At 62.2% G+C, this 22,198-nt stretch carries 23 protein-coding genes; 12 read left to right on the forward strand and 11 right to left on the reverse strand.

Annotation, left to right across the window (positions count from 1 at the left end; all coding sequences use genetic code 11):
• Positions 1–2 precede the first annotated feature (2 nt).
• The 3 genes from AC1DVV_RS12635 to AC1DVV_RS12645 all read left to right on the forward strand — a co-directional run bounded on the left by AC1DVV_RS12635 (position 3) and on the right by AC1DVV_RS12645 (position 4,008).
• Positions 3–1,175, forward strand: coding sequence for a phosphoribosyltransferase-like protein (locus AC1DVV_RS12635; protein WP_477707201.1), 1,173 nt, complete (start codon positions 3–5; stop codon positions 1,173–1,175).
• On the forward strand, positions 1,153–1,821 hold the full coding sequence (locus AC1DVV_RS12640; RefSeq protein ID WP_477702405.1) for an NADAR family protein: 669 nt from the start codon (positions 1,153–1,155) through the stop codon (positions 1,819–1,821). The genes AC1DVV_RS12635 and AC1DVV_RS12640 overlap by 23 nt, the downstream gene beginning before the upstream one ends.
• Positions 1,822–2,559: 738 nt before the next feature.
• Entirely contained in the window at positions 2,560–4,008 is a 1,449-nt protein-coding gene (locus AC1DVV_RS12645; RefSeq protein WP_477702404.1) for a sensor histidine kinase, read from the forward strand.
• Here AC1DVV_RS12645 and AC1DVV_RS12650 read toward each other — a convergent pair.
• Positions 3,932–5,080 carry a GlxA family transcriptional regulator gene (locus AC1DVV_RS12650; protein WP_477702403.1) on the reverse strand — a complete coding sequence of 383 codons (1,149 nt, stop codon included), beginning with the start codon at positions 5,078–5,080 and terminating at the stop codon, positions 3,932–3,934. The genes AC1DVV_RS12645 and AC1DVV_RS12650 overlap by 77 nt on opposite strands.
• A gap of 102 nt (positions 5,081–5,182) precedes the next feature.
• Here AC1DVV_RS12650 and AC1DVV_RS12655 point away from each other — a divergent pair, with 102 nt between their 5' ends.
• The 6 genes from AC1DVV_RS12655 (at position 5,183) to AC1DVV_RS12680 (ending at position 10,778) form a co-directional block, all read left to right on the forward strand.
• Positions 5,183–6,049: a substrate-binding periplasmic protein gene (locus AC1DVV_RS12655; RefSeq protein ID WP_477702402.1), complete on the forward strand. Its 867-nt coding sequence runs from the start codon at positions 5,183–5,185 to the stop codon at positions 6,047–6,049.
• A gap of 73 nt (positions 6,050–6,122) precedes the next feature.
• Positions 6,123–6,911, forward strand: coding sequence for an amino acid ABC transporter ATP-binding protein (locus AC1DVV_RS12660; protein ID WP_477702401.1), 789 nt, complete (start codon positions 6,123–6,125; stop codon positions 6,909–6,911).
• Entirely contained in the window at positions 6,911–7,567 is a 657-nt protein-coding gene (locus AC1DVV_RS12665; RefSeq protein ID WP_477702400.1) for an amino acid ABC transporter permease, read from the forward strand. Before AC1DVV_RS12660 ends, AC1DVV_RS12665 begins: the two co-directional genes overlap by 1 nt.
• Positions 7,564–8,250 (forward strand): amino acid ABC transporter permease, encoded by a 687-nt coding sequence (locus AC1DVV_RS12670; protein WP_477668183.1) that lies wholly within the window; start codon positions 7,564–7,566, stop codon positions 8,248–8,250. The genes AC1DVV_RS12665 and AC1DVV_RS12670 overlap by 4 nt, the downstream gene beginning before the upstream one ends.
• Positions 8,247–9,686 carry an amidase gene (locus AC1DVV_RS12675; protein WP_477702399.1) on the forward strand — a complete coding sequence of 480 codons (1,440 nt, stop codon included), beginning with the start codon at positions 8,247–8,249 and terminating at the stop codon, positions 9,684–9,686. The genes AC1DVV_RS12670 and AC1DVV_RS12675 overlap by 4 nt, the downstream gene beginning before the upstream one ends.
• A 78-nt stretch (positions 9,687–9,764) precedes the next feature.
• Positions 9,765–10,778 carry a lysylphosphatidylglycerol synthase domain-containing protein gene (locus AC1DVV_RS12680; RefSeq protein ID WP_477702398.1) on the forward strand — a complete coding sequence of 338 codons (1,014 nt, stop codon included), beginning with the start codon at positions 9,765–9,767 and terminating at the stop codon, positions 10,776–10,778.
• A 116-nt stretch (positions 10,779–10,894) separates the two neighbouring features.
• Here the strand turns inward: AC1DVV_RS12680 and AC1DVV_RS12685 are convergent, their stop codons facing one another.
• Positions 10,895–13,642 (reverse strand): hypothetical protein, encoded by a 2,748-nt coding sequence (locus AC1DVV_RS12685; RefSeq protein WP_477702397.1) that lies wholly within the window; start codon positions 13,640–13,642, stop codon positions 10,895–10,897.
• A gap of 362 nt (positions 13,643–14,004) precedes the next feature.
• Between AC1DVV_RS12685 and AC1DVV_RS12690 the strand changes: the two genes are divergently transcribed.
• On the forward strand, positions 14,005–14,235 hold the full coding sequence (locus tag AC1DVV_RS12690) for a SlyX family protein (protein ID WP_457282270.1): 231 nt from the start codon (positions 14,005–14,007) through the stop codon (positions 14,233–14,235).
• Between the two features lie 13 nt (positions 14,236–14,248).
• Here the strand turns inward: AC1DVV_RS12690 and AC1DVV_RS12695 are convergent, their stop codons facing one another.
• The 5 genes from AC1DVV_RS12695 to AC1DVV_RS12715 all read right to left on the reverse strand — a co-directional run bounded on the left by AC1DVV_RS12695 (position 14,249) and on the right by AC1DVV_RS12715 (position 16,294).
• Positions 14,249–14,761 (reverse strand): SRPBCC family protein, encoded by a 513-nt coding sequence (locus AC1DVV_RS12695; RefSeq protein ID WP_477702396.1) that lies wholly within the window; start codon positions 14,759–14,761, stop codon positions 14,249–14,251.
• Complete coding sequence (locus AC1DVV_RS12700) at positions 14,748–15,131, reverse strand: ArsR/SmtB family transcription factor (RefSeq protein ID WP_457282120.1); 384 nt, start codon at positions 15,129–15,131, stop codon at positions 14,748–14,750. Before AC1DVV_RS12700 ends, AC1DVV_RS12695 begins: the two co-directional genes overlap by 14 nt.
• Positions 15,132–15,213: 82 nt before the next feature.
• A complete protein-coding gene (locus AC1DVV_RS12705; protein ID WP_457282121.1) occupies positions 15,214–15,588 on the reverse strand; it encodes a GFA family protein in 375 nt (124 codons plus the stop codon).
• On the reverse strand, positions 15,585–16,031 hold the full coding sequence (locus AC1DVV_RS12710) for a hypothetical protein (protein WP_477702395.1): 447 nt from the start codon (positions 16,029–16,031) through the stop codon (positions 15,585–15,587). The genes AC1DVV_RS12705 and AC1DVV_RS12710 overlap by 4 nt, the downstream gene beginning before the upstream one ends.
• Positions 16,032–16,117: 86 nt before the next feature.
• Entirely contained in the window at positions 16,118–16,294 is a 177-nt protein-coding gene (locus tag AC1DVV_RS12715) for a DUF3606 domain-containing protein (RefSeq protein WP_477702394.1), read from the reverse strand.
• 127 nt (positions 16,295–16,421) lie between these two features.
• Between AC1DVV_RS12715 and AC1DVV_RS12720 the strand changes: the two genes are divergently transcribed.
• Positions 16,422–16,664 carry a hypothetical protein gene (locus tag AC1DVV_RS12720; protein ID WP_477702393.1) on the forward strand — a complete coding sequence of 81 codons (243 nt, stop codon included), beginning with the start codon at positions 16,422–16,424 and terminating at the stop codon, positions 16,662–16,664.
• A gap of 117 nt (positions 16,665–16,781) precedes the next feature.
• Here the strand turns inward: AC1DVV_RS12720 and AC1DVV_RS12725 are convergent, their stop codons facing one another.
• Positions 16,782–18,227, reverse strand: a complete 1,446-nt coding sequence (locus AC1DVV_RS12725; protein ID WP_477667659.1) for a DHA2 family efflux MFS transporter permease subunit — start codon at positions 18,225–18,227, stop codon at positions 16,782–16,784.
• Positions 18,228–18,549: 322 nt separating this feature from the next.
• On the opposite strand from AC1DVV_RS12725, the gene AC1DVV_RS12730 reads away from it, so the two are divergent.
• On the forward strand, positions 18,550–19,377 hold the full coding sequence (locus AC1DVV_RS12730) for a hypothetical protein (protein WP_477667660.1): 828 nt from the start codon (positions 18,550–18,552) through the stop codon (positions 19,375–19,377).
• Positions 19,378–19,408: 31 nt separating this feature from the next.
• On the opposite strand, the gene AC1DVV_RS12735 is transcribed toward AC1DVV_RS12730, so the two are convergent.
• The 3 genes from AC1DVV_RS12735 to AC1DVV_RS12745 are packed head-to-tail and all read right to left on the reverse strand — an operon-like array spanning position 19,409 to position 22,179.
• On the reverse strand, positions 19,409–20,929 hold the full coding sequence (locus AC1DVV_RS12735) for an MFS transporter (protein WP_477667685.1): 1,521 nt from the start codon (positions 20,927–20,929) through the stop codon (positions 19,409–19,411).
• Positions 20,926–21,744, reverse strand: a complete 819-nt coding sequence (locus AC1DVV_RS12740; protein WP_477667661.1) for a DUF899 domain-containing protein — start codon at positions 21,742–21,744, stop codon at positions 20,926–20,928. Before AC1DVV_RS12740 ends, AC1DVV_RS12735 begins: the two co-directional genes overlap by 4 nt.
• Positions 21,745–21,801: 57 nt before the next feature.
• On the reverse strand, positions 21,802–22,179 hold the full coding sequence (locus AC1DVV_RS12745; RefSeq protein ID WP_477667662.1) for a VOC family protein: 378 nt from the start codon (positions 22,177–22,179) through the stop codon (positions 21,802–21,804).
• Positions 22,180–22,198: the final 19 nt, after the last annotated feature.

A 22,198-nucleotide genomic window follows, 5' to 3' on the forward strand; every position in this document is an offset into this window, starting at 1 on the left:
AAATGAGACGCCCCGTATCAATTGGGGCGTTCACGTTCGCCGGGGTTCTCCTCAGCGGGGGTGAAAATTACCGTATAGGTAAATGGACAAGTGAACATCAGATAGTGACATTTAAAAACTATTCAAATGGGGGACGCGGCATGACTCAGGCGCAACTTGTTCAGTCAATCGCAAATGTGATCTCGACCTATCGTGCAGGTGAACTGCCAGCCCCTGACGCCGCGCATGTTGAGAGGTGGGCCTCACAATTTACTCCGGAAAATCGAGTTGAATTTCTTCGCGCATTTGACCACGTCATTAAACAGACCTTTATAACGAAGGCGCATGTCGTCGCTTTCATAGATCGTCTCACGACCAACGCCGCACTGACAGGGGCTAACCCGGCGGACTATTGGTCCAAGGCCACGGTCCTCAGTTTGCAGAAGGTTGGTTTTAGCCAAAAGTCAATGATTGAACTGTTGGATGAAGTCCTGTTGAAACGATTCGGATTTAAGTCAAATCACGATTCAAGCAAGGGTGGAGATTTCATCTATCTCGACGACATCATTTTTACAGGGACGCGAGTTGGAAATGATGTGGAGGAGTGGATTCTGAATGCAGCTCCCGTGACGGGGAAACTCCAGATCGTGGTTGCGGGCTGGCATACTTTTGCGCGATTTAAATTGGAGCAGAAGTTGAACGCGGCAAAGTTCACCGCAAAAAAAACCATCGACATTAACTACTGGTCAATACCAAGCTACAGGTTCGAGAATACTGTCTACAGGAGTGAGCACTCCCAAGTGTTGGCCCCTTCAGTGATTCCGATTTATAAAGAGGTACAGGACTATTTCGCTGAACCGACTCGCTATCCGATTAAATTGAGAACGGTTGGTGGCAACCTGGGAATTTTTCCGTCAGAGGCGGCACGAACTATCCTCGAGTCTGAATTCCTGATTGCTGGGGCCAAAATTCGCGCAAAAGGTAATACGAAGCCGATAATTCGCCCCTTAGGTTTTGGCTATTTTGGGGCGGGTTTTGGGGGACTGGTGGTCACTTACCGGAATTGCCCTAATAATTGTCCTCTGGCTATGTGGTGGGGTGATCCAGCGCAGCACACCGGGCCGTTGGCGTGGTATCCGCTCCTAAGCCGCGACGGAAATTCATCGGCAAGAAATGTCTTTAGTAAATTCTTCTAACCAAATTGAACCCAGCATAAGAGATCTTCGGCGGTACCGACGAGCCGATTGCGTTGTCGTCTATAAAACAAAGGAAGACTGGGGCGGACTTTCCAACATGGCGGGAGGATTCCCTCTCCTTGTCAATGATGTGCGGATTCTTACCAGTGAGGCGCTGTACCAGGCTTGCCGCTACCCCCATCTTCCTGACGTGCAAAGAATGATCATTCAGCAAACGAGTCCCATGACCGCAAAGATGAAGGGAAAGCCTTATCAGAGCGAGACTCGACCTGATTGGGAAGAGGTTAAGTTCAAAATCATGCGATGGTGTCTTAGGGTAAAGCTTGCGCAGAACTATCAAGAGTTCTCACGCCTTCTGTTAGCTACACGACAACGAGACATCGTGGAGCAATCCAGGAAGGATGACTACTGGGGTGCCAAAGTTACTGAAGACGGTGAGGAGTTGGTTGGAGAAAACGTCCTGGGCCGATTACTAATGGCTTTGCGTCAGCGCCTGAATGACGACACACCCGAGTCCTTGCAGTCGGTAGAGGCACTGCCTATTCCAGACTTCACGCTTTTTGACAGACCTATCTCCACTGTCATGCCGCAAATGCGCAAACTTGACCCCGAGCCTCCGCCTGACAGTAATCGGTCACTATTCTGATAGTGTCAGTTTCCATTGACTGCTGCTGGATTGAGTGAAGCACAACAACAAGCACCAGGCAGATCAAACGGATGGCATCTTATCGTTGTACTCAGGCGCTACGCTTGGGATCAATGCGACTGCCCCGCCTCTACACACCCAGCACCAGCTTGCCGCCTTCTGAAACCACATGCGGGCAGCAGATCAAACATGAGCCTATTTAGTACAGCGGCCCTACCGGGGTAAGGTTGTCTTCTATCTTGTCGTTGGCGAACGGCTCTGCCGGCATGATGGTGCTGCTGCGGCGAGCGCCTCAGTCGTCCCACGCTGAGCCCGCACGCACGCATGAATAAAAAGGTACACGTTCCACCCGTGTAACCACCGCACAAAGACAACCAAAGACGGCTCGCCCAACGCCGCCAACACTGGCAAGATCAGCACAAGGCTGGCGGGACAACAAAAACCAGACTTTCATGCCCCGGCTGCCGTGAAGCCAATGGAACACGGCGCAACGCCAAACGGCCGCGCCGCAATCCCGATACCTCGCAAAGAAGGTCTTCATGAAGATCTCCCCAAGCGAAGGCGGGGCAGATTCCGTAAGCCAAATGATAGGTAGAAGCCCCACTCCCGCCCTCTTCTTCCCACCCGGTACCCAAGGGAAATCACTGATATTGTTGTTGCCCACGCCCCGCCCCGCTCACAGAAGAATCCGCTCTCAATGACGCCCACCACGCCAGCAGCCCCCGAAGGCGCCGTTCGATGACCCCACGCGAGACCTGGATCAGCGTGCAGCTGGCCCGCACGTTTATGCAAAATGCGCGGCCTACGCTGCATGCGGCCGTGCTGATCATTCTGGTGGTGGTGGCAATGCTGCATGGGCGTGTGGCGCCATGGGACTTGTGGGTATGGACCCTGGCCACCGGCTCCATGACGCTGCTGCGTTATGCCATCCTGCATGCTTACCGCCACCGCCTGGCGGAGGCCGACGGGGTGGCGCTGCGGGAGTTCATGTCGCTCCTTGGATGGGCCTGGCCCTTGAGCGCGGTGGTCTGGGGCTCGCTGATGTTTGTGGTGTACCGCCAGGCCCCCATTGAAGATCAACTGGTGTGCATCATGATCCTGGGGGGCATCGCGGTGGTCGCGGTGGCTTCGGGCCCGCCGAGCTTGCGTACCGTCTCGGCGTACTGCAACGGCTTGAGTGCCTCGGTGCTGGCGGCCCTGGCCTGGCGAATAGACCTGACGGGGGGTGTTCCTTCGGTGCTCGACACCGGCGCCGAGATGGGGGTGGTGCTGGTCTTCCTGTGGGTGGCCCATGTGACGGGCCGGCGCATGTACCGGGCCCAGCGCATAAGCCTGGAGCGGCAGTTCGACCGCCAGGAACTGATCAAGGCCCTGGAGGAGCGCAAACAGGCCCTGGCGGAGGCGGAGGCCGTGCGGAGCAGCTTTATTGCCAGCGCCGCGCATGAGCTGCGCCACCCCGTGCATGCGCTGGGCCCGTATGCCGAATGGTTGACGGCGGAGCCGGAGTTTGCGGCGCAGATTGCGCGCAAGATTGGCGATTCGACACGCAAGATTGACGAGCTGTTTGAATCGCTGTTCAGCCTGGCAGGGCTGGAACCGGCTTCGCTGAGCGTGCACCTGCAGCCGGTAGACCTGGCCGCGCTGGTCCACACGCTGGCCGAAGAGCACACGCCGCAGGCGCGCGAAAAAGGCTTGCGCCTGCGCACCCGAACCGCCGCGGGACGGGCGGTGTCAGACCCGGTGCTGCTCACGCGGCTGGTGGGCTGCCTGCTGTCGAACGCCTTGCGCAACACGCATGGCGGCGGTGTGTTGCTGGCCGCGCGGCCACGCCGGGGCAAGTGGCGCATAGAGCTGTGGGACACGGGCACGGGCGTTGCGCGTGAACGCCAGCAGACTTTCTCTGAAGGCATCCCGCAGCAGGGCATGGCCGAGGGCTTTGGGCTGGAGCTGGCGGTCGTCTACCGCCTGAGCCAGCTGCTGCGGCACCCCGTGGGCATGACGGACCGCCGGGGACGTGGCAGTGTCTTCTGGGTGGAGCTGCCCCGATACGAAGAGGTTGAGAAAAGCGCAAATACCCCCCACGGGCCTGTACCTGGGCCTGTAATTGAGCCTACACCTCCACCGCAGGCAACGCCTTCCGCAACCGTCCGGGCGAAACACCATACAGCTGTTGAAAGTGCCGGATGAAGTGCGAGGCATCGGCAAAGCCGCATTCGTAGGCGATGGTGCTCACCGGTGAATCGGTTGAGGTCAGCAGCCACCGGCCGTACTTGAGCCGCGAGTTGCGGTAAAACCCCGAAGGGGAAGCGCCCGTTTCTGCCAGAAAAACCCGTTCAAGTTGCCGGCTGCTGGAATCCACAATTTTGGCGATGACGGAAATTTCAAGCGGCGTGGTGATGTTCTTTTCCATCAGCACAATCGCCTGCCGTAGCTTGTCGTTGTCGGCACAGACATAACCCAGGGCGCGCCGGCGTGCGACGTGCGAGGTGGCGGACTTGCGGGTTACCGTCATCTGGTGCACAACCTTGGCGGCGCGGTCCGGCCCGCAGTGCAGGCGAATCAGCTCGGTGGCCAGCTCGATGATGGAGATACCACCCGCGCAGGTGATCCGGTCACCATCAAAGATGTAGTCGCAGTTGGTGGTGAAGGGTAGATCGGGAAAGGCTTCCTTCCAGTCATTGACATGGAAGGGATGAACACAGGCCATGCGGCCTTGCATAAACCCATGCCGCGCAAGCGCAAAGCTGCCGGTGCAAATGCCGATCAACGGCACACCGGCTTTTGCGGCGTGGTTCAGAAACTTCACACCTCGAGGGTCGGCCGTTTTCATGAAGGGCAGCAAGCCCCCGATCACAGCCACGTAATCAAAGTTGCAGTCTGACGAAGCCGCGGGCAGCGTGGCCACTTCGACGCCGCAGCTGGAGGCCACGGTCTCGCCGGCGGCGCTGAGCACCGCCCACGTGCAGCGAAGCTGCCGGCTCTGGTCGCCCAGGTCTGCGGCGTGGCGCAGCGCATCGCATAGCCCCGCCAGCGACAACAGGGGAAAACGCGGGCACAGAAAAATACCGACCCGCAGTTCCACACCGGTTTTGGGAGGCGTTTTGGCCTTGGCCGCGTCAAGCCGGTCCACCAGCTGGTTGCCCTCATCCTGTACACCGACCGCCCTGTTGGCCTTCGCGGGTGCACGCTTTGCGCGCTTTGCCGCCGCAGCTTTGGGCGCAGAAGCGCCCTTCGTAGGTAATTTTCCCGAATGTCGCATACGTTCAATTTACACGCCAAAGCTTCCTATGACAAGTTGACGGCGCTTCATACCATCCACCCCGTCAGTGAGAGTTTCGTTAAACCACCATCAGGAGTTTTCATGAAAAAAACATTCGCCGCACGCCTCTTGTGCATGCTTCTCGCCGCGGGGGCGGTACTGCCGGCTGCCAATGCCCAGGCCTTGCAAACCGTTGAAAAAGACGCGTTGACGATCGCCTTCACCGGCGACATGCCGGGCACCGGCTACCAGGACGGCGCCATGATTGGCTACGACGGCGAGATCCTGCAGCGCGTGGCCGAGGCCGTGAAGCTCAAGGTCAAGCCCGCCCTCATGGAATGGTCGGGCACCATTGCTTCGGTGCAGGCCAAACGTGTCGACGTGATGGCCGGCACCATGGGCTGGACCGAGCAGCGCTCGAAGATCATGACCTTGAGCGACCCGATCCATTACTTCAAGAACGGCATCACCCAGTCGAGCAAGACCAACTGGTCGCACCTCAAGGACCTGGAAGGCAAAAAGGTCGGCACGATCACCGGTTTTTCGTTCATTCCGGAGCTTCGCAAAATCACCGGCCTGCAACTGACGATGTATGACACATCCGACGCGGCAGTGCGCGACCTGCTGGCCGGCCGTATTGACGCCGTCATCGGCGACCCGCCCGTGATGCAGTACGCCATTTCGCGCAACCCGCAATGGAAGCTCAAGTTCAACGCCTTCGTTGACAACAACCCTGACTACCCGCTGCTCACCGGGCTGGGCCAGGTGGTGTTTGGCCTGAACAAGGACAACCCGGAACTCGCCAAGGCCGTGAACGCGGAAATCGCCAAGCTCTGGCAGAGCTGTGAGCTCAAGAAGATCGGCGGCAAATACGGCCTGGTGCAAGACGTCTGGTATGTGCCTGTGGGCCAGAACTACCGTGCCGGCGTAGACCGCCCCGCCGACTGGAAACTGCCGGCCTGCAAGTAAGCCCTTCGAAGCATGGATACAGGCGAACGCGTGTTTTTCTCATGCGTTCGTCTGCGTCAAAAAACTGAATCCAATGAACAACACACTGTTAAGAGTCGACGGGCTGAAAAAAAGCTACGGCCCGCTCGAAGTGCTCAAGGGAATTTCCTTTGACCTGCGTAAAGGCGAAACCCTTTCGCTGATCGGGCCCAGCGGCTCCGGAAAGTCGACCTGCCTGCGCTGCCTGAATTTTCTGGAACAACCAGGCGAAGGCGCCATCGTGCTTGACGGCGAACGGATAGGCCAGGTGCCAACCCGGCACGGCGGGTTCCGCTTCATGAATGACCGTGAACTCGCACCGCAGCGCCGCGAGATCGGCATGGTGTTCCAGTTGTTTTATTTGTGGCCGCACCTGAACGTTCGCGACAACGTGGCCCTGGGCTCCATCAAGGCCGGCGGCATGTCGAAACCCGAAGCCTATGAGCTCGCTGACGCCATGCTGGAGAAGGTTCACCTTTCCAGCAAGGCCGATGAATACCCGGAGCGTTTGTCCGGGGGGCAACAGCAGCGCGTGGCCATTGCCAGGGCCTTGGCCCAGCAACCCAAGCTCATTCTTTTTGACGAGCCAACCTCTGCGCTTGACCCGGAGCTGGTCGGCGAGGTGCTCACCGTGATTCGTGAGTTGGCCGAAGAGGGCCGCTCGATGATTCTGGTCACACACGAAATCCGCTTTGCCAGGGACGTGGCAGACCGCGTGATCTTCATGGACGGCGGCCACATTGTTGAGCAGGGCCCCGCTGTCGATGTCATCAACAACCCGCAGCTGGAACGCACCCGCAGCTTTCTCGGCCAGGTGGCTGACAACCCGGGGCTGGCCAGGTGATGGAACAGCTGGGAATTTTCGGGGGCATCCTCGCCGTGCTGATGGGTGGCGCGGTTACCGCCGCGGTGGTAGCCCTGGGTGCTTTCGTCATTGCGCTGGCGGGCGGAATGCTGCTGGCGGTGACAGTCACTTTCGCGCGCTTTCGTTTGCTGAAGCTGGTCATTGCCACCTACATCGAATGGATGCGCAACGTTCCGGCATTGGCCCACCTCTTCGTGATCTATTTCGGGCTGGCGGCTGTGGGCATACGGCTCTCGCCGCTGGTGGCGGCGATTTTGGGCCTGGGGCTGGTTGGCGCAGCGGTGTTGTGCGATGTATTTGTCGCCGGGCTCAAGTGCCTTCATGCCGGGCAGCGCGAGGCCGCCCTTTCCGTCGGAATGACACCGCGGCAGGCGCTGATTCACATTCTTCTTCCACAAATGCTGCGGGTGACGTGGCCATCCCTCGGCAACTACACCAGCCAGCTGCTCAAAGACACGTCCATTGCGTCGGCAATTGCCGCGCCGGAAATCATGTTTTTTGCCAGGAACCTGGTGACCTCTACCTTTGAAACCACTTTGATCTATCTTGCCGCCATGCTGTTGTATGCGGCCATGGTGTTGCCGGTCAGTTGGGGATTTGCCAAGGCCGAAAGCCGCATGGAGAACAAGCGATGAACAGCTTTTTTGCAGTCTTCCTGCAATACTGGCCCGACTGGGCTCCCCGCCTTGCAGAGGCGGCCAAGGTAACGGCAAAGCTGTCATCTGCGGGCTTTGTGATGGCGCTGCTTCTGGGTGCGGCCCTGGCGGCCATGATCCGCAGCGGCCGGCCGGCCCTGCGCTTTGCCGCCAACTTTTTCATCCAGTTCGTGCGCACCGTGCCCTTGCTCGCGCTGCTGCTGGCGCTCTACTTTGCGCTGCCGCCGCTCGGGCTTACGCTGCCGGGCTTCTGGGCCGGGGTGATCGGGCTGGGCCTGCACGGCGCGGCCTATGTTGCCGAGATTTTGCGCGGAGGCCTGCAGTCAATTCATCGCGGGCAGCGCGAAGCAGCCCTGGCCGTCGGCCTGGCGCCGCACCAGGTGTTCATGCATGTGGTGTTTCCCCAGGCGCTGCGCGTTATGCTGCCACCGCTGCTGAACACCTATGTGGCGCTGTTAAAAGACAGCTCGCTGTGCGCATTGATCGCCACGGACGAGCTGATGCTGACGGCGCGGGCCATGTCCAGCGAGTTCTTCCTGCCCCTGCACATCTTCCTGCTGGTGGGCGCCTTCTACTTTGCCATTGCTTTCCCCTTGTCAATGCTTTCGCGCGCGCTTGAAAAGCGCCTCTCGCGCGGCCGGCGGGTCATGGGTGCTGCATGACCGACACCGCCCATACCTCCCATATCTCCAACACCCCGCTTGCCTACGCTTCCATGGAGCAGACGCTCGAGGCTCTGGCCAGCGGAGAGACCAACAGCGAAACACTGGTCGAAAACCAGCTCTCACGCATAGACGCCTTTGACGCCAAGCTGCACGCCTATGTAGACCTCTATGCAGATGAAGCCTTGCAGGCCGCCCGCGGCCTGGACAAGCTCAGGCAGGCCGGCTTCACGGTCGGCCCGCTGCATGGTGTGACCATTGCCGTCAAAGACCTGTTTGAAATTAAAGGCCATGCCATCACCGCGGGCTCCAGATCGCTTCCGCCGCGCACCTCCACCATCACGGCGACGGTGGTCGACCGATTGAGGGCAGCCGGCGCCATCGTGCTGGGGAAAACACACACGGTGGAATTTGCCTTTGGCGGCTGGGGAACCAATACCTCCATGGGCACACCCTGGAACCCCTGGGACCTTGAAACCCACCGTGTGCCCGGCGGCTCCAGCAGCGGCTCGGCCGTGGCGGTTTCGGCGGGCATGGCCAGCGCAGCGCTGGGTACGGACACCGGCGGCTCCGTTCGCATTCCGGCCGGGCTCTGCGGGCTGGTGGGGCTGAAAACGACGCATGGCCTGATCAGCCGTTACGGCCTGATTGACCTGTGCCCCACGCATGACACAGTGGGCCCCATCACACGAACGGTGAAGGATTGCGCGACGCTGCTGGACGTGCTGGCGGGGCCTGACCCGCAGGACGCGGCATCCCGCTTTTCGCCCTCGCGTTCGGTTTCAAAAGAGATTGAAAAAGATGTCAGGGGAATGCGGGTCTGGACCCTGCCAAAAGCTGAACGCGAAGACGTGGACCCGGAAGTGCTGAAAGCTTACGACAGGTCGCTTTCCGTGTTCACCGGGCTTGGCATGACCCTGGTGGACAAGCCGCTTCCGCAAAGCCTGGCGCAATCCATGCGCATTGCGGGCAGCCTGATGAGCGCCGAAGGCTATGCCAATCTCGGCACGCTTTTCGAGCGCAATGAGCTGGAGTTTGACCCGAACATCAAGCGGCGGATCATGCTGGGCCGGGACATCGGGGCCGCCCAGTACATCACCCTGCTGCGCGACCGCGAGTCTGCGAAAGCCGCGATGCTGGACGCCATGGACGGCGTGGATGTTTGTGTATTTCCGACCAACGCCATTACCGCCATTCCCGTCAGCGAGGTCGATGAACTGGCCACGCCGCTGTCAAGGTTCGGCCGCTTTGTGAACCTGCTGGATCTGTGCTCGGTCGCCATACCGGCAGGGCTGTCTGACGGCGGACTTCCGGTTTCGATTCAAGTGATCGGGCGGCCCTTCGCCGAGCCCACGATATTGCGCGCAGCGTTTGCGTTTGAGAAGGCAACGCCGTGGAGCCGCCTGCATCCCGCAGGCCTTGAGCTGGAGCGCTGAAAGGGCGGCGCTGCAGCGTGGTGGGCCGCCGTCGGTTTTCGCCTACAAAAATCAGCGCCAGCCTGGCTGGAGTTCGCTTTGCGCCTTGCTGAAAATGCACTGATCATGCCCAGCACTGCGGCTCACCTTTCCGACAGCACGTCCCCGGCAGCCGCAACGTCGCTGTGGCCGCGCATCCGCCGCTGGGTGTTTCCTGCGCTGGGCATCGTCGTCCTGGGTTTGCTGATTTCCCATGCCCACAAGGTGGACTGGGAAGGCGCCTGGCAGACGCTGCGGCGCTACTCGCCTCTTTTGCTGCTTGCCGTGCTGGGCCTGGCCACGGCCAGCCATGCGCTGTATGGCTGCTTTGACCTGATAGGCCGGCAGCACACGCGCCACAAGCTGCCGCGCCTGCAGACCTGGGCCATTGCGGTCACCAGCTATGCCTTTAACCTGAACCTGGGCTCGCTGGTCGGCGGGGTGGCGCTGCGGGCGCGGCTGTATGCGCGGGCCGGGCTGGACGAGGCCACCATTGCGCAGATCGTGGGCTTGAGCCTTGCGACCAACTGGCTAGGCTATGGGCTGGTGGCGGGGAGCCTCTTTGCCGCCGGCGCCATTGCGCCGCCCAGCCAGGCACACATTGGCGCCGCGGCGCTGCGCCTGCTGGGCGTGGTGATGGTGCTGATTGCACTGGGCTACGTGGTGGCGTGCGCGTTGGCGCGCGGGCACGTGTGGCGGGTGCGCGGGCGGCGGCTGAAGCTGCCTTCTGCGCAGCTGGCCCTGGTGCAGCTGGGTATTTCAGCCAGCAACTGGGCACTGATGGGAGCGGCCATGTATTTGCTGCTGGGCCAGCAAGTGCCCTACACCACTGTGCTGGGCGTGCTGATGGCGGCGTCCATCGTGGGGGTGATCATGCCGATCCCCGGCGGGCTGGGTGTGCTGGAGGCGGTCTACCTGGCGCTGCTGTCGGGCAGCGTGCGTCAGGGGGCGCTGATGGGTGCGGTGCTGGCCTACCGCGCGCTTTACTACCTGTTGCCGCTGGCGGGCGGGCTGGTGCTGTATGCGCTGCTGGAGCGTTATGCGTCAACCCATGCGGATGCCCATTCGCCATGAGTTGCTATCAATAACGTAGCTGCTCGCGCAATACCAGAAATGGCTGGAGGCCAAATTTATGCCAAATCAACCCGGCGAGGCCACCGTGCGGCAGACCCGGCCAGGCACCACACGCACTACCTGAATATGCGCGAGCCAATCAGCACGCCCAGCTTTCGGTAGCTTTCCCACTGCGCTTCGTCAAAGAACTGGTCAAACGTGGTTTGCTGCGGGAACGATGGTTTTTTGGTCTGGTATTCAAACAGGTCAAGGGGCGCGCCCTTGATCAAACGCGGCTTGAGCACCAGCAAAATACTTTCAGAGGGTTTGCCCGGCTGGCTGCTGGCATAGCGCACGCGGTAGAGCAGTGCGCACTTTTCGTCGAGTGGCGCCAGCGGGTCGGTTGCCGGGCGCAGTTCAGATTCGTCGCGGGCGAAATAGGGCGCGAGTGTGGCGGCATTGGGTGCAAGCCGTGGCACCGCGCTCGGCCCGACACATTCGAACTCGGCACCGAAATCAATGCGTGCCAGGCGCATGAGATTGGCAAGGTCTTCAAAGCTGTAGTTCGGGTCTGCGCCGCAATCGCAGCAGACGATGAATTCCACCCGCCTGCGCAACAGCTCGAAGACACCGGTGTTCTCAAAGTGCCCGCCGTCGCTCAGGTACCAGTGCGAGCCGTCCGTGCCCAGGAAGCGGGCCCGCAATTCGCACTGCAGATAGCTCTGGTTGCGCCATAGAAAAAAAGGTGTTTTGGTGTCCTTTTTGCCGGAGTCCCACCACCAGCCCAGGCGTATGTTGGTGATGGTGAAAAGCATGGCCTGCCCCAGCGAGGTGCCGCGGCCCAGCCCTGTCGAAAATGCCGCGCCCGACACGCCCACCCATTGGCCGATGGACAGCTCGGGCGGCACCCGCCTGGCGGCTTTGGCCTGCGTGCCTGCAAAATTGCCGGTCTTTGCATTCCAGAGCCTGCCGTCCACGGTAATGCCCGCAGGCGTGACCGCCAGCGGCAAGCCCTGCCTGTCCCGCTGTGTCAGCTGGTCGCCGGTGCCCGTGGTGGCATTGATGGTCACGTTGATGAGGTGGGCCGGACCCAGGTGGTCGTTCCGGTAGTAGGCCTCGCGCGTGAAGTCGTCGCTTGCATCGGCCTCGGTCACGTCCATCTTGGGCCGTTCCGATTCAAACCGTGCCTTGTTGGACGCACCCAGGTAGGCACGCGTGAGGCGCGCGCCGTACATCACCTGCAGGCTCGACAAATTGATGAACCCCAGAAAGTAGCCCGCCACCGCCACAGCCGTCAGGCAAAACACAATGGAGATGACGGGGTAGAAGTATTGCCAGACCCATGATGAGTCCGCGCCAAAACGGACCGTGGTGAACATGGATTCGATCATCAGCTGCCCGAGCCCCGGCAGCGGCGGCTGCATGCCAAACAGCAGGGCCGCGGCCGCGCAGTTCCAGGCCACGGCCAGCAGCAGGGCCAGCGCCAGCCCGACCGCGCCAAGCAGGGTGTTGAGCGGCAGCCTGCTGAGCAGGCCGTCTTTTCCGGGCTGGGCCAGCACCGGCGCAAACTGCTTCACGGCCGCCACAAGGGCCGCGACCACGCCGGCCACGCTGAAAACGGTCAGCGGTGTTGACTGGCTTGTCGCCAGCCAGAGATACAGCGTCTGCCCCGCGGTTTCAATCAGCGCCAGCACGGCAATGATGAATGAGTACGTCAACACCCTGGAGAGCCACCGTGTGATGCGGTTGCGAAACAGCCCGGGTGATTGCTGCGGAAGGTACTTCGCCACAAAAAACACGCCCAGGGAAAAAGCCAGGATGACATCGATCAGCACCAGCAGCAAAACAGGTACCGGAACAGCCTCAAGCAGTGACCCGGCGCCGGCGGCCGGCGGCGCTACCCGGCTCCAGATGACGCAGGCAGCCAGCACACCCGCGGCCAGCAAGCCGGCAGCCGCCAGCGCCGGTGCGGGAATGGCCGACAGCAGCGCTTTTTTTGTGTTGCTGCCGGAAGGCGAGGTGTCCTGGTCGAGCCAGTAGGCCGCGCCACACGGTATGACCGCAAGCACGAGCCAGATGCCCAGCACACCGAACCACGGGCTGAACCAGATGTCTCCGCCCTTCAGCGGAGGCCTGGGCTGCATCATGGATTCCAGCGTAAGCCCCAGCGCATGAAACCCCTCCCATGGAATCTGCAGGCTGCCGTAACGCAGGGCAAACATCAAAAGGAAAATGGTCAGCAAGGTCACGCCGATCACGTAATGCACCGCACAGAGGTTGCGGATGGCAATGGCGATGTCGTAGAGAAAGTCACCGGTGTTGTTCGGTGCCAGGTAACGCCCGTTTTCACGCAGCCAGCGCAAGGGGCGGTCGGGCATCTGGGTGAGCGCGGTCTGGACCTTGCTCAGCCTGCCGGGCGGGTCGGTCGCGAGTGCTTCGTAGGCTTCGGTGGCCAGCACTTCGGGTGCGGGCGGCGCAGGGGGTGTATGGGGCGCCGCAGGCGTGAGGGGATCGCGGGGGCGAAACAGGGCCGAGAAAAAACTGCCGGTATACCCGCCCCCGCTGACGGTGGAGAGGAAGTCAAAGCGGGCGAGCAGCGGCCAGGGCTTTTGCCTGTCTTTGGGGCTGCTTTCGGGCCCGCTTTCTCCCGGGAGGTTGAACCCGGCTTTTGCCAGTGCCTGCAACACGCCAAGGCAAAAGGTGGCGCTGCGGATGCCGCCGCCCGACAAGGCCAGGCCCCACAACTCCTGGGGCGCCGTGCCGCTGGCGTAAACAAAACCTCGCCGGAAATCAATGGCCTGGCGCTCTTCTTCTTGCGCCCGCTCCTGCGCTTGTTCTTGCGCCTGTTCCGGTGTGACGGGGTTTCCAGTGCCTGGCTCGGTCATATCTCGCCTCCTTGGGCAAACAACACAGCTACCACATGGGCTTTGAAGACGGCTCCGGCGTTGTCATGAAACGCGACGCCCTGCAAAGACTCAGGCGAGCTTAGGCAGGCGGTGCGGGAAAGACAAGGCTCTTATTCCCACAAATCGTATCGAAGCAACGCGCAGGCGGTGGCGCCATCCGGCAGACGGGGTGGCAGTGGCGCCAGTGATACTTGACAGGTGCCCATCTTGCTATCAATAGCATAGCTTGTCGCGCAATACCATCAAGGGCTGCAGGCCAAAAGGATGCGTAAACTGTTGCTGTGGAGGCCGCAGGAATGCGTGGGGGACCCTGCCCCGCGCACTTCATGTCCAATACAGGCATGGAACCGACGAACGACACACCCCAAACCGACCAGCGCCTGACGGCGCTGGAGATCAAGGCCAGCTTTACCGAAGACCTGCTGGACCAGCTCGACAAGGTCATCGTGCGGCAGCAGCAGCAAATTGATGCGCTGGTGCGCGAGGTGGCAGAACTGAAAGCCGGCCCGGTGCGCGACGGCGATGTGACGGTGGGCCGCAGCCTGCGCGACGAGTTGCCGCCGCACTTCTAGGCCTGCCCGCTGCTCAGACGCCGAGATGCGCGGCGAGCTGGTCGAGGGTGCCGCCGTAGCCTTGCGTGAGCGACGGCTTCAACTCTTCAAAGTACTGGCGTTCAGCCGCAAGCTCACCAAAGGGTTGCGCGCGCAGTGCCACGATGGTGCTTCCGTTTTTCTCGGTGAAGGTCACGGTGTTTTCAATTTCCAGGGGGCAGGCTTCGCTGAACGGTGCGCGGGCAATGCCGCAGTTTTCGTTGGCAAACGAGTTGAGCCACACGATGCGTTCACCCGCGGCTATTTCACGGTAATTGAACCGGCCCCACATCGTGGGTGCGCCCGGAAACTTCATGGCGTAGTGAAAAAACCCGCCGGGCCTGAACTCGAAACGCAGCAGGTCGATGGAGCAGCCCTTGGGCCCCCACCATTGCTGGATGCTGCCGGCCTCGCTCCACGCTTTCCAGACGCGGTCACGCGGGGCCTTGAACACGCGGTCGATCAGGAAGGGGGAAGCCATGGCTGCCTTGCTGTCATTTGCGGGCATGTTTCTTTCCTTTTGCAGAGGTTGATTGAGTTGACTGGGCTGATGACGTGGATGTGTCCGGCTGCAAAAACGCGTCGAGCCTGTCGAAGCTGTCTTCCCAGACATTGCGGTACAGCGCCATCCAGCTGGCGACTTCTTTCAGGGGCGCGGCCTCCAGGCGGCACGGCCTGGTTTGCGCCGCACGTCCGCGCGAAATCAGGCCTGCCCGTTCCAGCACCTTCAGGTGTTTCGAAATGGAGGGCTGCGTCATGTCGAAGGGGGCCGCGAGTTCATTGACCGTGGCTTCGCCGGAAGCAAGCCGGGCGACGATGGCGCGGCGGGTCGGGTCCGCGAGGGCGGCGAACGCCTTGTTGAGGGTGTCTGGGGTCATTACATGGCCAATCGTTTATATAGCTGTTTGGCTATATTAAGGCGGTCAAAACGGGATGTCAACCGCCTGCCTTGGGGCTCAACTACCAGAGGTTCTTGCCGTCGATCACTGTCACGGGTGCTTCGGCCGCGTCGAACCCGTCAAAGAGGCGGGCGTTGACGCCGATGCGGCGGGTGGTGCCGTCCCAGCTGCCGTCCATCTCGAATGCCGGGCTGTCTGAATAGGTGGACACGCCGCATTCGGCGCAGAAGTGGTGGTCTACCAGCTTGGTCTGCCAGCGGTAGATGGCATCGCCATCCGTGGGGGTGGTGACGTGGAACTGATCGGGCGTGTAGTACGCCAGCAGCGCACCGCGCCTGGCGCAAAACGAGCAGGTGCAGCGCGTCAGCTGCGCGGGGATTTCGCCGTCAATGCGAAAGGCGTTTTTGCCGCAGTGGCAGCTTCCTGTGATCGTCATGCGCCACCTCCACGAACTGTTGCATCGCCGTCTTCAACTTCCCCGTATTCGTCGTCTTCTTCATTCGTTTCATCTTCTTCATCTTCATCGGCCAGGACGCCGGCAATTTCCTCTGCACCGCCTGCGGCCCAGGTAGCTTCGCCCTCCTCGCCCCTTGCTTCCGGGTCTTCATCACGGGCGCCTTCCCCTTCTTCCAGGAAGTCGGCCTCGTCCATTGTCCGGTCGGGCAGGATGTCGGCATCAGGTCGCTCATCGCCGATGACACCGGCACGCTCGCCGGTACCGGCAGCGTCGCTGTCGCTGGCCAGTTCCTCTTCGCTGTAGGCACCTAGCGTGTCGCTGCCGGTGTCTGAACTGTCGCCCGGGCCGAGTGACTGTGTGTCTTTTCCGCGCATCCACTGTTCGGGCGGAATGCTGCCACCCGCAATGCTGCTTTTTGCCATGCTGTGCCTTCTTTCATGCTTGTACCGGCGCGAACCACGCGCAATGACGATGGGAAAGGCGCCAACCGCCGCCCCTTGAGATGGCGCTATTTTTTACCCAGGTACTGACGCACGGCGGAGGCTGAATTACCGACAGCCTTGACAGCGTCGCGCAGCTGCTGCTCGGTGCAACCCAGGGTTTTGGTCCAGTCGCGAACTTCATAGTCCTGCCCCAAGGCGATGAACCTGCGGTCCACACCGGTTTTAGTTGTGTCGTCTGCCATGACGCATCTCCTAGGGAAAAAACGAATGCTAGGACGAAATGTCTGGGGTACCCTGTAGGACAAAACCCGTCACGCAGGCAGTCCACTTTCTGACACCGGCTGACATCTCCAGCTCCAGGTGCACGCCATGTCACTTCCACCGGATTTCAAGCCTTCAGACTTTTCCATCGGCTCCATCAGCGACCGCCAGCTCGTGAACCTGGCCAAACTGGCCGGCGCCATGACGCAAGGCGACGCGCTGACGCCGGAGCTGCAGGAGTTCACCCTGCTGATCATGGAAAAGTGCGCAGACATCGGCGACAAGTACAAAAGCCAGAAACACGGTCGCACCGCCGGCGATGAGATTCGCGCCCTGTTCGGGGTTTACTGACCACCTGTGGGCGGCGGACCCACGCCGCCATCCCTGTCAATCCGCTACCAAATTAATAGCTGCTTGCGCCCGTCCCTATTGGGCTTAAGGCCAGTTTGATGCATAAACCAGCCGTGGCTAGCCGCCGGCTTCCGTCGCCGGGTGCGCACCCGGCACTGCAGCGCCCGTGCGAAGCAGCACGGCGCCCAGCAATGCGGCGCAGGCCGCAAACACCGCACCGATGACAAACGCCAGCTGGTAGCCGCCGTTGAGCGCCACCACGGCATCGGCACCCGCACCGGCCAGCGAACCGGTGCGCGCCGCCGCCAGGCTGGCCAGCACCGCCAGCCCCAGCGCGCCGCCCATCATGAAAGAGGTATTGACCACACCCGAGGCAATGCCCGACTCGGCCGGGTCCACGTCGCTCATGGCGGCCAGCAACACGGGGTTGAAGGCCATGCCGGCCCCCAGCCCCAGTAGCAGCATGCCGGGCAACACGTCGAGCACAAAGCCGCCGCCCACCGGCGCACGCGCGAACAAGGCCAGGCCCAGGGCGGCCAGCAGCAGGCCGGCCGACAGCGGCGCGCGTATGCCGAAGCGCATGACGATTTTGGCCGACAGGCCCAGCGAGAACGCGGCCATGATCAGGTTGGCGGGCAAAAAACCCAGGCCGACCTGCAGGGCGCTGTAGCCCAGCACCAGTTGCATATACAACGCCGAAATAAAGAACCAGGCAAACATGGCCGCGGCCCACAGTACGCCGACCACGTTGGCGGTGGCGACGTTGCGCAGGCGGAAAAGGCCCAGCGGCACCAGCGGTGTCGTGACCCTGGCCTCGATGGCCAGGAAGATCGCCATCAGCACCGCGGCAACGCCCAGCAAACCGAGCGTCTGGCCTGACAGCCACCCGGCTTCGTTGCCGTTGACGATGCCGTAGACCGCCAGCATCAGCGCGGTGGTGACGGTGACGGCGCCCCACACGTCAAGCCGCGCGCCGGTGGCCTGCCCCTTGCCGCCGGGCAGCAGGAACAGGCACAGCGCAAACACGGCGCCGCCTATGGGCAGGTTGACCAAAAAGATCCAGTGCCAGTTGAGCGAATCGGTCAGCACGCCGCCCAGCAGCACACCAATGCTGCCGCCGCCGGCACAGACAAAGCCGTAGACCCCCATGGCCTTGGCGCGCTCGGCCGGTTCAGTGAAGAGGTTCATGATGAGCGACAGCGAAATCGCCGACACCACCGCGCCGCCCAAGCCCTGCACCGCGCGGGCTACCACGAGCAGCACCTGCGAATTGGCCAGGCCGCAGGCCAGCGAGGCCACGGTGAACAGCGTGAGCCCCGCCAGGAACAGCCGGCGCTGACCGTACAGATCGCCCAGCCGGCCGCCCAGCAGCAAAAAGCCGCCGAAGGTCAGCATGTAGGCGTTCACCACCCAGACGAGCGAGGTTTCGGTGAAACCGAGGTCGGTGCGGATGGACGGCAGCGCCACATTCACGATGGTGGTGTCGAGCACGATCATCAGCACACCCAGGCAGAGCACCACCAGTGCCCACCAGCGCTTTTGGGTTTCCATGTTGTGTGTCATCTGCAGTTTCTCCCCGGTTCAATGAAGGTTGATCGGTGTGATCAGCGGAATCAATTCATGAGGCTCGTCTGGTTCGCAAACCCGGATGCTATCAAATCAATAGCTGGTCGCGCGCGTTCATATTGTTCTGGAGATCATTTTTATGATGAACACGCCGCAGGAGCGGTGCGGGGTGCCCGTGTCCTACAAACGCAGCGGGATTTGGCGGATAGAAACCGGGAATTCGGTTGGCTAATTTAGCTGTCAGGAAACGGGAGCACCGCGGCCCTCCCGGCACCCTGGCACCCCACACAGGCCGCTGACCTTTCCCATGGAACCCCTCATGCTTTTGACCCCACCCTCCGGCCGGGCAACCCGCGCCGCCAGACTTACGGGCCTCGCCGTGCTGGGCGGCGCCAGCCTTGTTGCGTTGCCGGCGCAGGCAGACCCTTCGCCCGCACTGGACCGCGCCAGCCTTTCCATCGGCGCCTTTCATGCAGACCCGACCTTCAACGCGGCAGTGGACACCCGTTTCGGCCGGCTGGATTCCGGCGACGTGAACCGCAGCAGTGTGACCATGCCGCGCATCAAGGCCGACGTGCTGCTGTTTGACAGCCAGGGGCTGTCGCTCGACTACTACCAGTTCAAGCGCGGCTACTCGGATTCGCTGGTCAGCAACACCAATGTGGGCAGCGGCACCGTGACCACCACGGGCACCGCCAACCTGGACGTGAAGCTGGACTTTGCCAAGCTGGCCTACAAGTGGTGGCTGGGTTCGGGCAACACCGTGCTGGGCCTGGGCGCAGGCGCTGCCTACTACCGCGCCAGCCTGGACTTGCGCGCCACGGCAGCCATCGGCGGAACCACCGGCGCCATCGCAGAAACCTACAGCGACGACGCCGTGGCGCCGCTGCTGGAAGTCGGCCTTCGCCACGCCATCAGCCCTGACCTGCGGCTGTTTGCCGACGCCTCCGGTGTGAAGAAAACCGGCGGCAGCGTACGCGGGGAGATCTACAACGCCGCGGTGGGTGTGGAATGGTTTCCCCTGAAGAATGTGGGCGTGGTGCTGGACTATGGCCTGACCGATATCGACCTGCACCGCGACAGCAGCAACGCCCGCTTTCGCGTCAAGCTCAAGGGTCCCTCGGCTTTCCTGAAAGTGCGCTTCTGAGGTTTCCAACACGGGCTGGCTCCGAGGCTGGTCAAGCGGCTGAACCGGTGCGGGCCGGCCGCAGCATGACAGCGGCCAGGATGGCCGTGCCCAGCACCAGTGCGGCGCTGATGCCGGCGGTGACCTGAAAGGCCTGGGCGTACGCATCGCGTGAAGTGCTGAGCAAGGCCGCACCGCTGGCGCCGGGCAATTCAGCCGCCACGGCCACCGCGCCGCCCAGCGTGCTGCGGGCTGCCTCTGCGGCTACGGCCGGCACACCGCTGAGCACAGTGCCCTCCATTGCATGGCGGTAGACCCCCGTCACCACGCTGCCCAGCACAGCAATGCCGAGTGCGCCGCCAAACTCCGAGCTGGTTTCTGAAATCGCCGCAGCCGCACCGGCGCGCTCGGGCGGCGCGGAGCCGACGATGAGGTCGGTACCCAAGGTCACGACCGGGGCCAGGCCCAGCGAAAAAATCACGCTGCCGGTGACCAGCGTGGCCAGGCCCGAGGCGCCACTCACCTGCGTGAGCACGCCAAAGCCCACAAACGCCAGCGCCAGCCCGCCCGTGACGGCCAGGCCGGCGCGGATGCGCCGCGCAATAACAGGTGCCAGCATGGAGCCCACCACAAAACCCAAGGCCGACGGCACGGACCACAGGCCGGCTTCCAGCGGCGACAGGCCAATCACCAGCTGCAAATACTGCGCGATGAAAAGAAAAGCGCCAAACGCGCCGAAAAAGCAGAAGGTGTTGATGGCCAGGGCCGCGCTGAATGCCGGCACACGAAACAAGGCCAGGTCAATCAGCGGGCTGGCCAGCCGGCACTGCCTGCGCAGAAAGGCCGCGCCTATCGCCAGACCCGCGAGGATGCAGCCGACGGCCAGCCAGCCCAGGCCGCCCTCCGCAATGCGCTTGAGGCCGTAGATGACGGCCAGCACCGCCGCCAGCGACTGCGCCGCGCTCAGCAGGTCAAGCCGGCCGGCGTCGGGGTCGCGGTATTCCGGCAGTAGCACCGGGCCCAACACCAGCAGCAAGACCATCACCGGCACGCTGACCAGGAACACTGAGCCCCACCAGAAATGCTCAAGCAGCACACCGCCGATCAGCGGGCCTATCGCGCCCCCCACCGAATAGCTGGTGATCCATACGCCAATGGCCACAGTGCGCTCGCCGGCGTCGAGGAACATATTGCGTATCAGCGAAAGTGTGGAAGGTGCCAGCGTCGCCCCGGCAATGCCCAGCAGCGCGCGCGTAGCGATCAGCATTTCAGCCGTGGTGGAAAACGCCGCCAGCACCGACGCAGCGCCAAACGCGGCAGCCCCCATGAGCAGCAGCCTGCGCCGGCCAATGCGGTCGCCCAGCGTGCCCATGGTGATGAGCGAGCCGGCAATCATGAAGCCGTAAATGTCGACCATCCACAGCAGTTGCGCGCCCGTGGGTTTGAGGTCGGCGCTCAGGTGCGGCACCGCCAGGTTCATCACGGTGAGATCCATCGAATACAGGAGGCACGGCAACGCGATGACGGCCAGCCCGATCCAGTCGCGCCGCGTGGCTTTGGGCGACACCGTCATGCGGCGCCGGCCTCGGCGTGACAGCACGCGGCCGCGGGCTGGCTGGCCGGTGCGCCGTGGCCCGCGTGACCAGTGCCGTATTTGTCATGGTGACGCACCCAGGCCATGGGGAAAGGCAAGCCGCCTTCATCGCGCCCTTTGGGGGTGAGGTCCATATAGCTGTAGGCGCCCACCAGCGTGTCCGCCCCGCGGGCGTAGCTGGAATAGGTGTGAAAGATGTTGCCCTGGCCATCCTGGTAAAACACACTGACCCCGTGCAGCTCTTGCATGCCAGCGCCGTCGACATCGTTCATGCGGTAGTTGTAGTCAAACTTTCCGCTGGCCAGCTCTTCGGGCGTGAAGGAGACGTGGTAGTCGTGGTTGAAGTCGTTGCCGAAGGACGACACCCACTTGAAGCGCCAGCCCATGCGCCGGCGGAACGCAGCCAGGTGGGGTTGCGGCGCGTGCGACACCACAGCCAGCGTGATGTCGCGCTCTGCCAGGTGCGGCAAGGCGCCGTCGATGTGGTCCGAAAGGAAGGAGCAACTGGGGCAGCCTTCCTTCCAGCCGGGACCGAACATGAAGTGATAGACCACGAGCTGGCTGCGCCCCTCGAACAAACCAGCAAGGGTTTCCTTGCCCGCGGGGCCGTCGAACACATAGGGCTTGTCGACCTTGAGCCAGGGCAAGCGGCGCCGCTCGGCGCTCACCAGATCCCGGTGGGCGGTGAGTTCTTTTTCACGGGCCAGCAACAGCTGGCGGGCGGCAAGCCATTCGTCTTTGGATACCACGGAGTGAAAAACGGCGTTGGCAGCGTTTGCGGGGGTTGAAGTCACGGCGGGCTCCCTGGATACGGTCAGTTCAGTGAAGGGTCGAGTTGCTGGAACGGTGGCCTATTGGTTCAGGATGTGAAGGATGTTGCCGTCCGGGTCCTTGAACCAGGCGCCTTTGAAGTCGCCCGCTACGTGCGCATCGCCCTGCCGCGTCATGCCGGGCATGTCGTAGTGCTCAAACACAACGCCTTTGGCCTTCAGCGCTTTCAGGATGTTGTCGAACTCGTCGCCCACACCCCAGGTGGCGGACGTGGCCTTGTTGGTTCCGGCGAAAGACGAGACATACACCACCACAGTGGCGGTGCCGCTCTGGTAGGTGAGCACGCCCTCCTCGGCGGTCTCAAGCGGGGTGAGGCCGAGTGTGCCTCCATAAAATTTCTTCGCCGCCGCAAGGTCCTTGACGGCGATGGTGGCCATGGCGTTTCGGTTGGCAAGCATGGTGCGTCTCTCCTGGGGT

This window comes from Polaromonas sp. P3_B4, assembly GCF_056402835.1.

Bases quoted from the DNA above. Each gene is read 5' to 3' on its own strand.
- AC1DVV_RS12690 (WP_457282270.1), top strand. From the start codon at position 14,005: ATGGAACCGACGAACGACACACCCCAAACCGACCAGCGCCTGACGGCG.
- AC1DVV_RS12635 (WP_477707201.1), top strand. From the start codon at position 3: ATGAGACGCCCCGTATCAATTGGGGCGTTCACGTTCGCCGGGGTTCTC.
- AC1DVV_RS12650 (WP_477702403.1), bottom strand. From the start codon at position 5,080: ATGCGACATTCGGGAAAATTACCTACGAAGGGCGCTTCTGCGCCCAAA.
- AC1DVV_RS12670 (WP_477668183.1), top strand. From the start codon at position 7,564: ATGAACAGCTTTTTTGCAGTCTTCCTGCAATACTGGCCCGACTGGGCT.
- AC1DVV_RS12655 (WP_477702402.1), top strand. From the start codon at position 5,183: ATGAAAAAAACATTCGCCGCACGCCTCTTGTGCATGCTTCTCGCCGCG.
- AC1DVV_RS12725 (WP_477667659.1), bottom strand. From the start codon at position 18,227: ATGACACACAACATGGAAACCCAAAAGCGCTGGTGGGCACTGGTGGTG.
- AC1DVV_RS12700 (WP_457282120.1), bottom strand. From the start codon at position 15,131: ATGACCCCAGACACCCTCAACAAGGCGTTCGCCGCCCTCGCGGACCCG.
- AC1DVV_RS12715 (WP_477702394.1), bottom strand. From the start codon at position 16,294: ATGGCAGACGACACAACTAAAACCGGTGTGGACCGCAGGTTCATCGCC.
- AC1DVV_RS12660 (WP_477702401.1), top strand. From the start codon at position 6,123: ATGAACAACACACTGTTAAGAGTCGACGGGCTGAAAAAAAGCTACGGC.
- AC1DVV_RS12710 (WP_477702395.1), bottom strand. From the start codon at position 16,031: ATGGCAAAAAGCAGCATTGCGGGTGGCAGCATTCCGCCCGAACAGTGG.
- AC1DVV_RS12730 (WP_477667660.1), top strand. From the start codon at position 18,550: ATGCTTTTGACCCCACCCTCCGGCCGGGCAACCCGCGCCGCCAGACTT.
- AC1DVV_RS12685 (WP_477702397.1), bottom strand. From the start codon at position 13,642: ATGACCGAGCCAGGCACTGGAAACCCCGTCACACCGGAACAGGCGCAA.
- AC1DVV_RS12675 (WP_477702399.1), top strand. From the start codon at position 8,247: ATGACCGACACCGCCCATACCTCCCATATCTCCAACACCCCGCTTGCC.
- AC1DVV_RS12745 (WP_477667662.1), bottom strand. From the start codon at position 22,179: ATGCTTGCCAACCGAAACGCCATGGCCACCATCGCCGTCAAGGACCTT.
- AC1DVV_RS12640 (WP_477702405.1), top strand. From the start codon at position 1,153: ATGTCTTTAGTAAATTCTTCTAACCAAATTGAACCCAGCATAAGAGAT.
- AC1DVV_RS12720 (WP_477702393.1), top strand. From the start codon at position 16,422: ATGTCACTTCCACCGGATTTCAAGCCTTCAGACTTTTCCATCGGCTCC.
- AC1DVV_RS12705 (WP_457282121.1), bottom strand. From the start codon at position 15,588: ATGACGATCACAGGAAGCTGCCACTGCGGCAAAAACGCCTTTCGCATT.
- AC1DVV_RS12645 (WP_477702404.1), top strand. From the start codon at position 2,560: ATGACCCCACGCGAGACCTGGATCAGCGTGCAGCTGGCCCGCACGTTT.
- AC1DVV_RS12695 (WP_477702396.1), bottom strand. From the start codon at position 14,761: ATGCCCGCAAATGACAGCAAGGCAGCCATGGCTTCCCCCTTCCTGATC.
- AC1DVV_RS12665 (WP_477702400.1), top strand. From the start codon at position 6,911: ATGGAACAGCTGGGAATTTTCGGGGGCATCCTCGCCGTGCTGATGGGT.
- AC1DVV_RS12735 (WP_477667685.1), bottom strand. From the start codon at position 20,929: ATGACGGTGTCGCCCAAAGCCACGCGGCGCGACTGGATCGGGCTGGCC.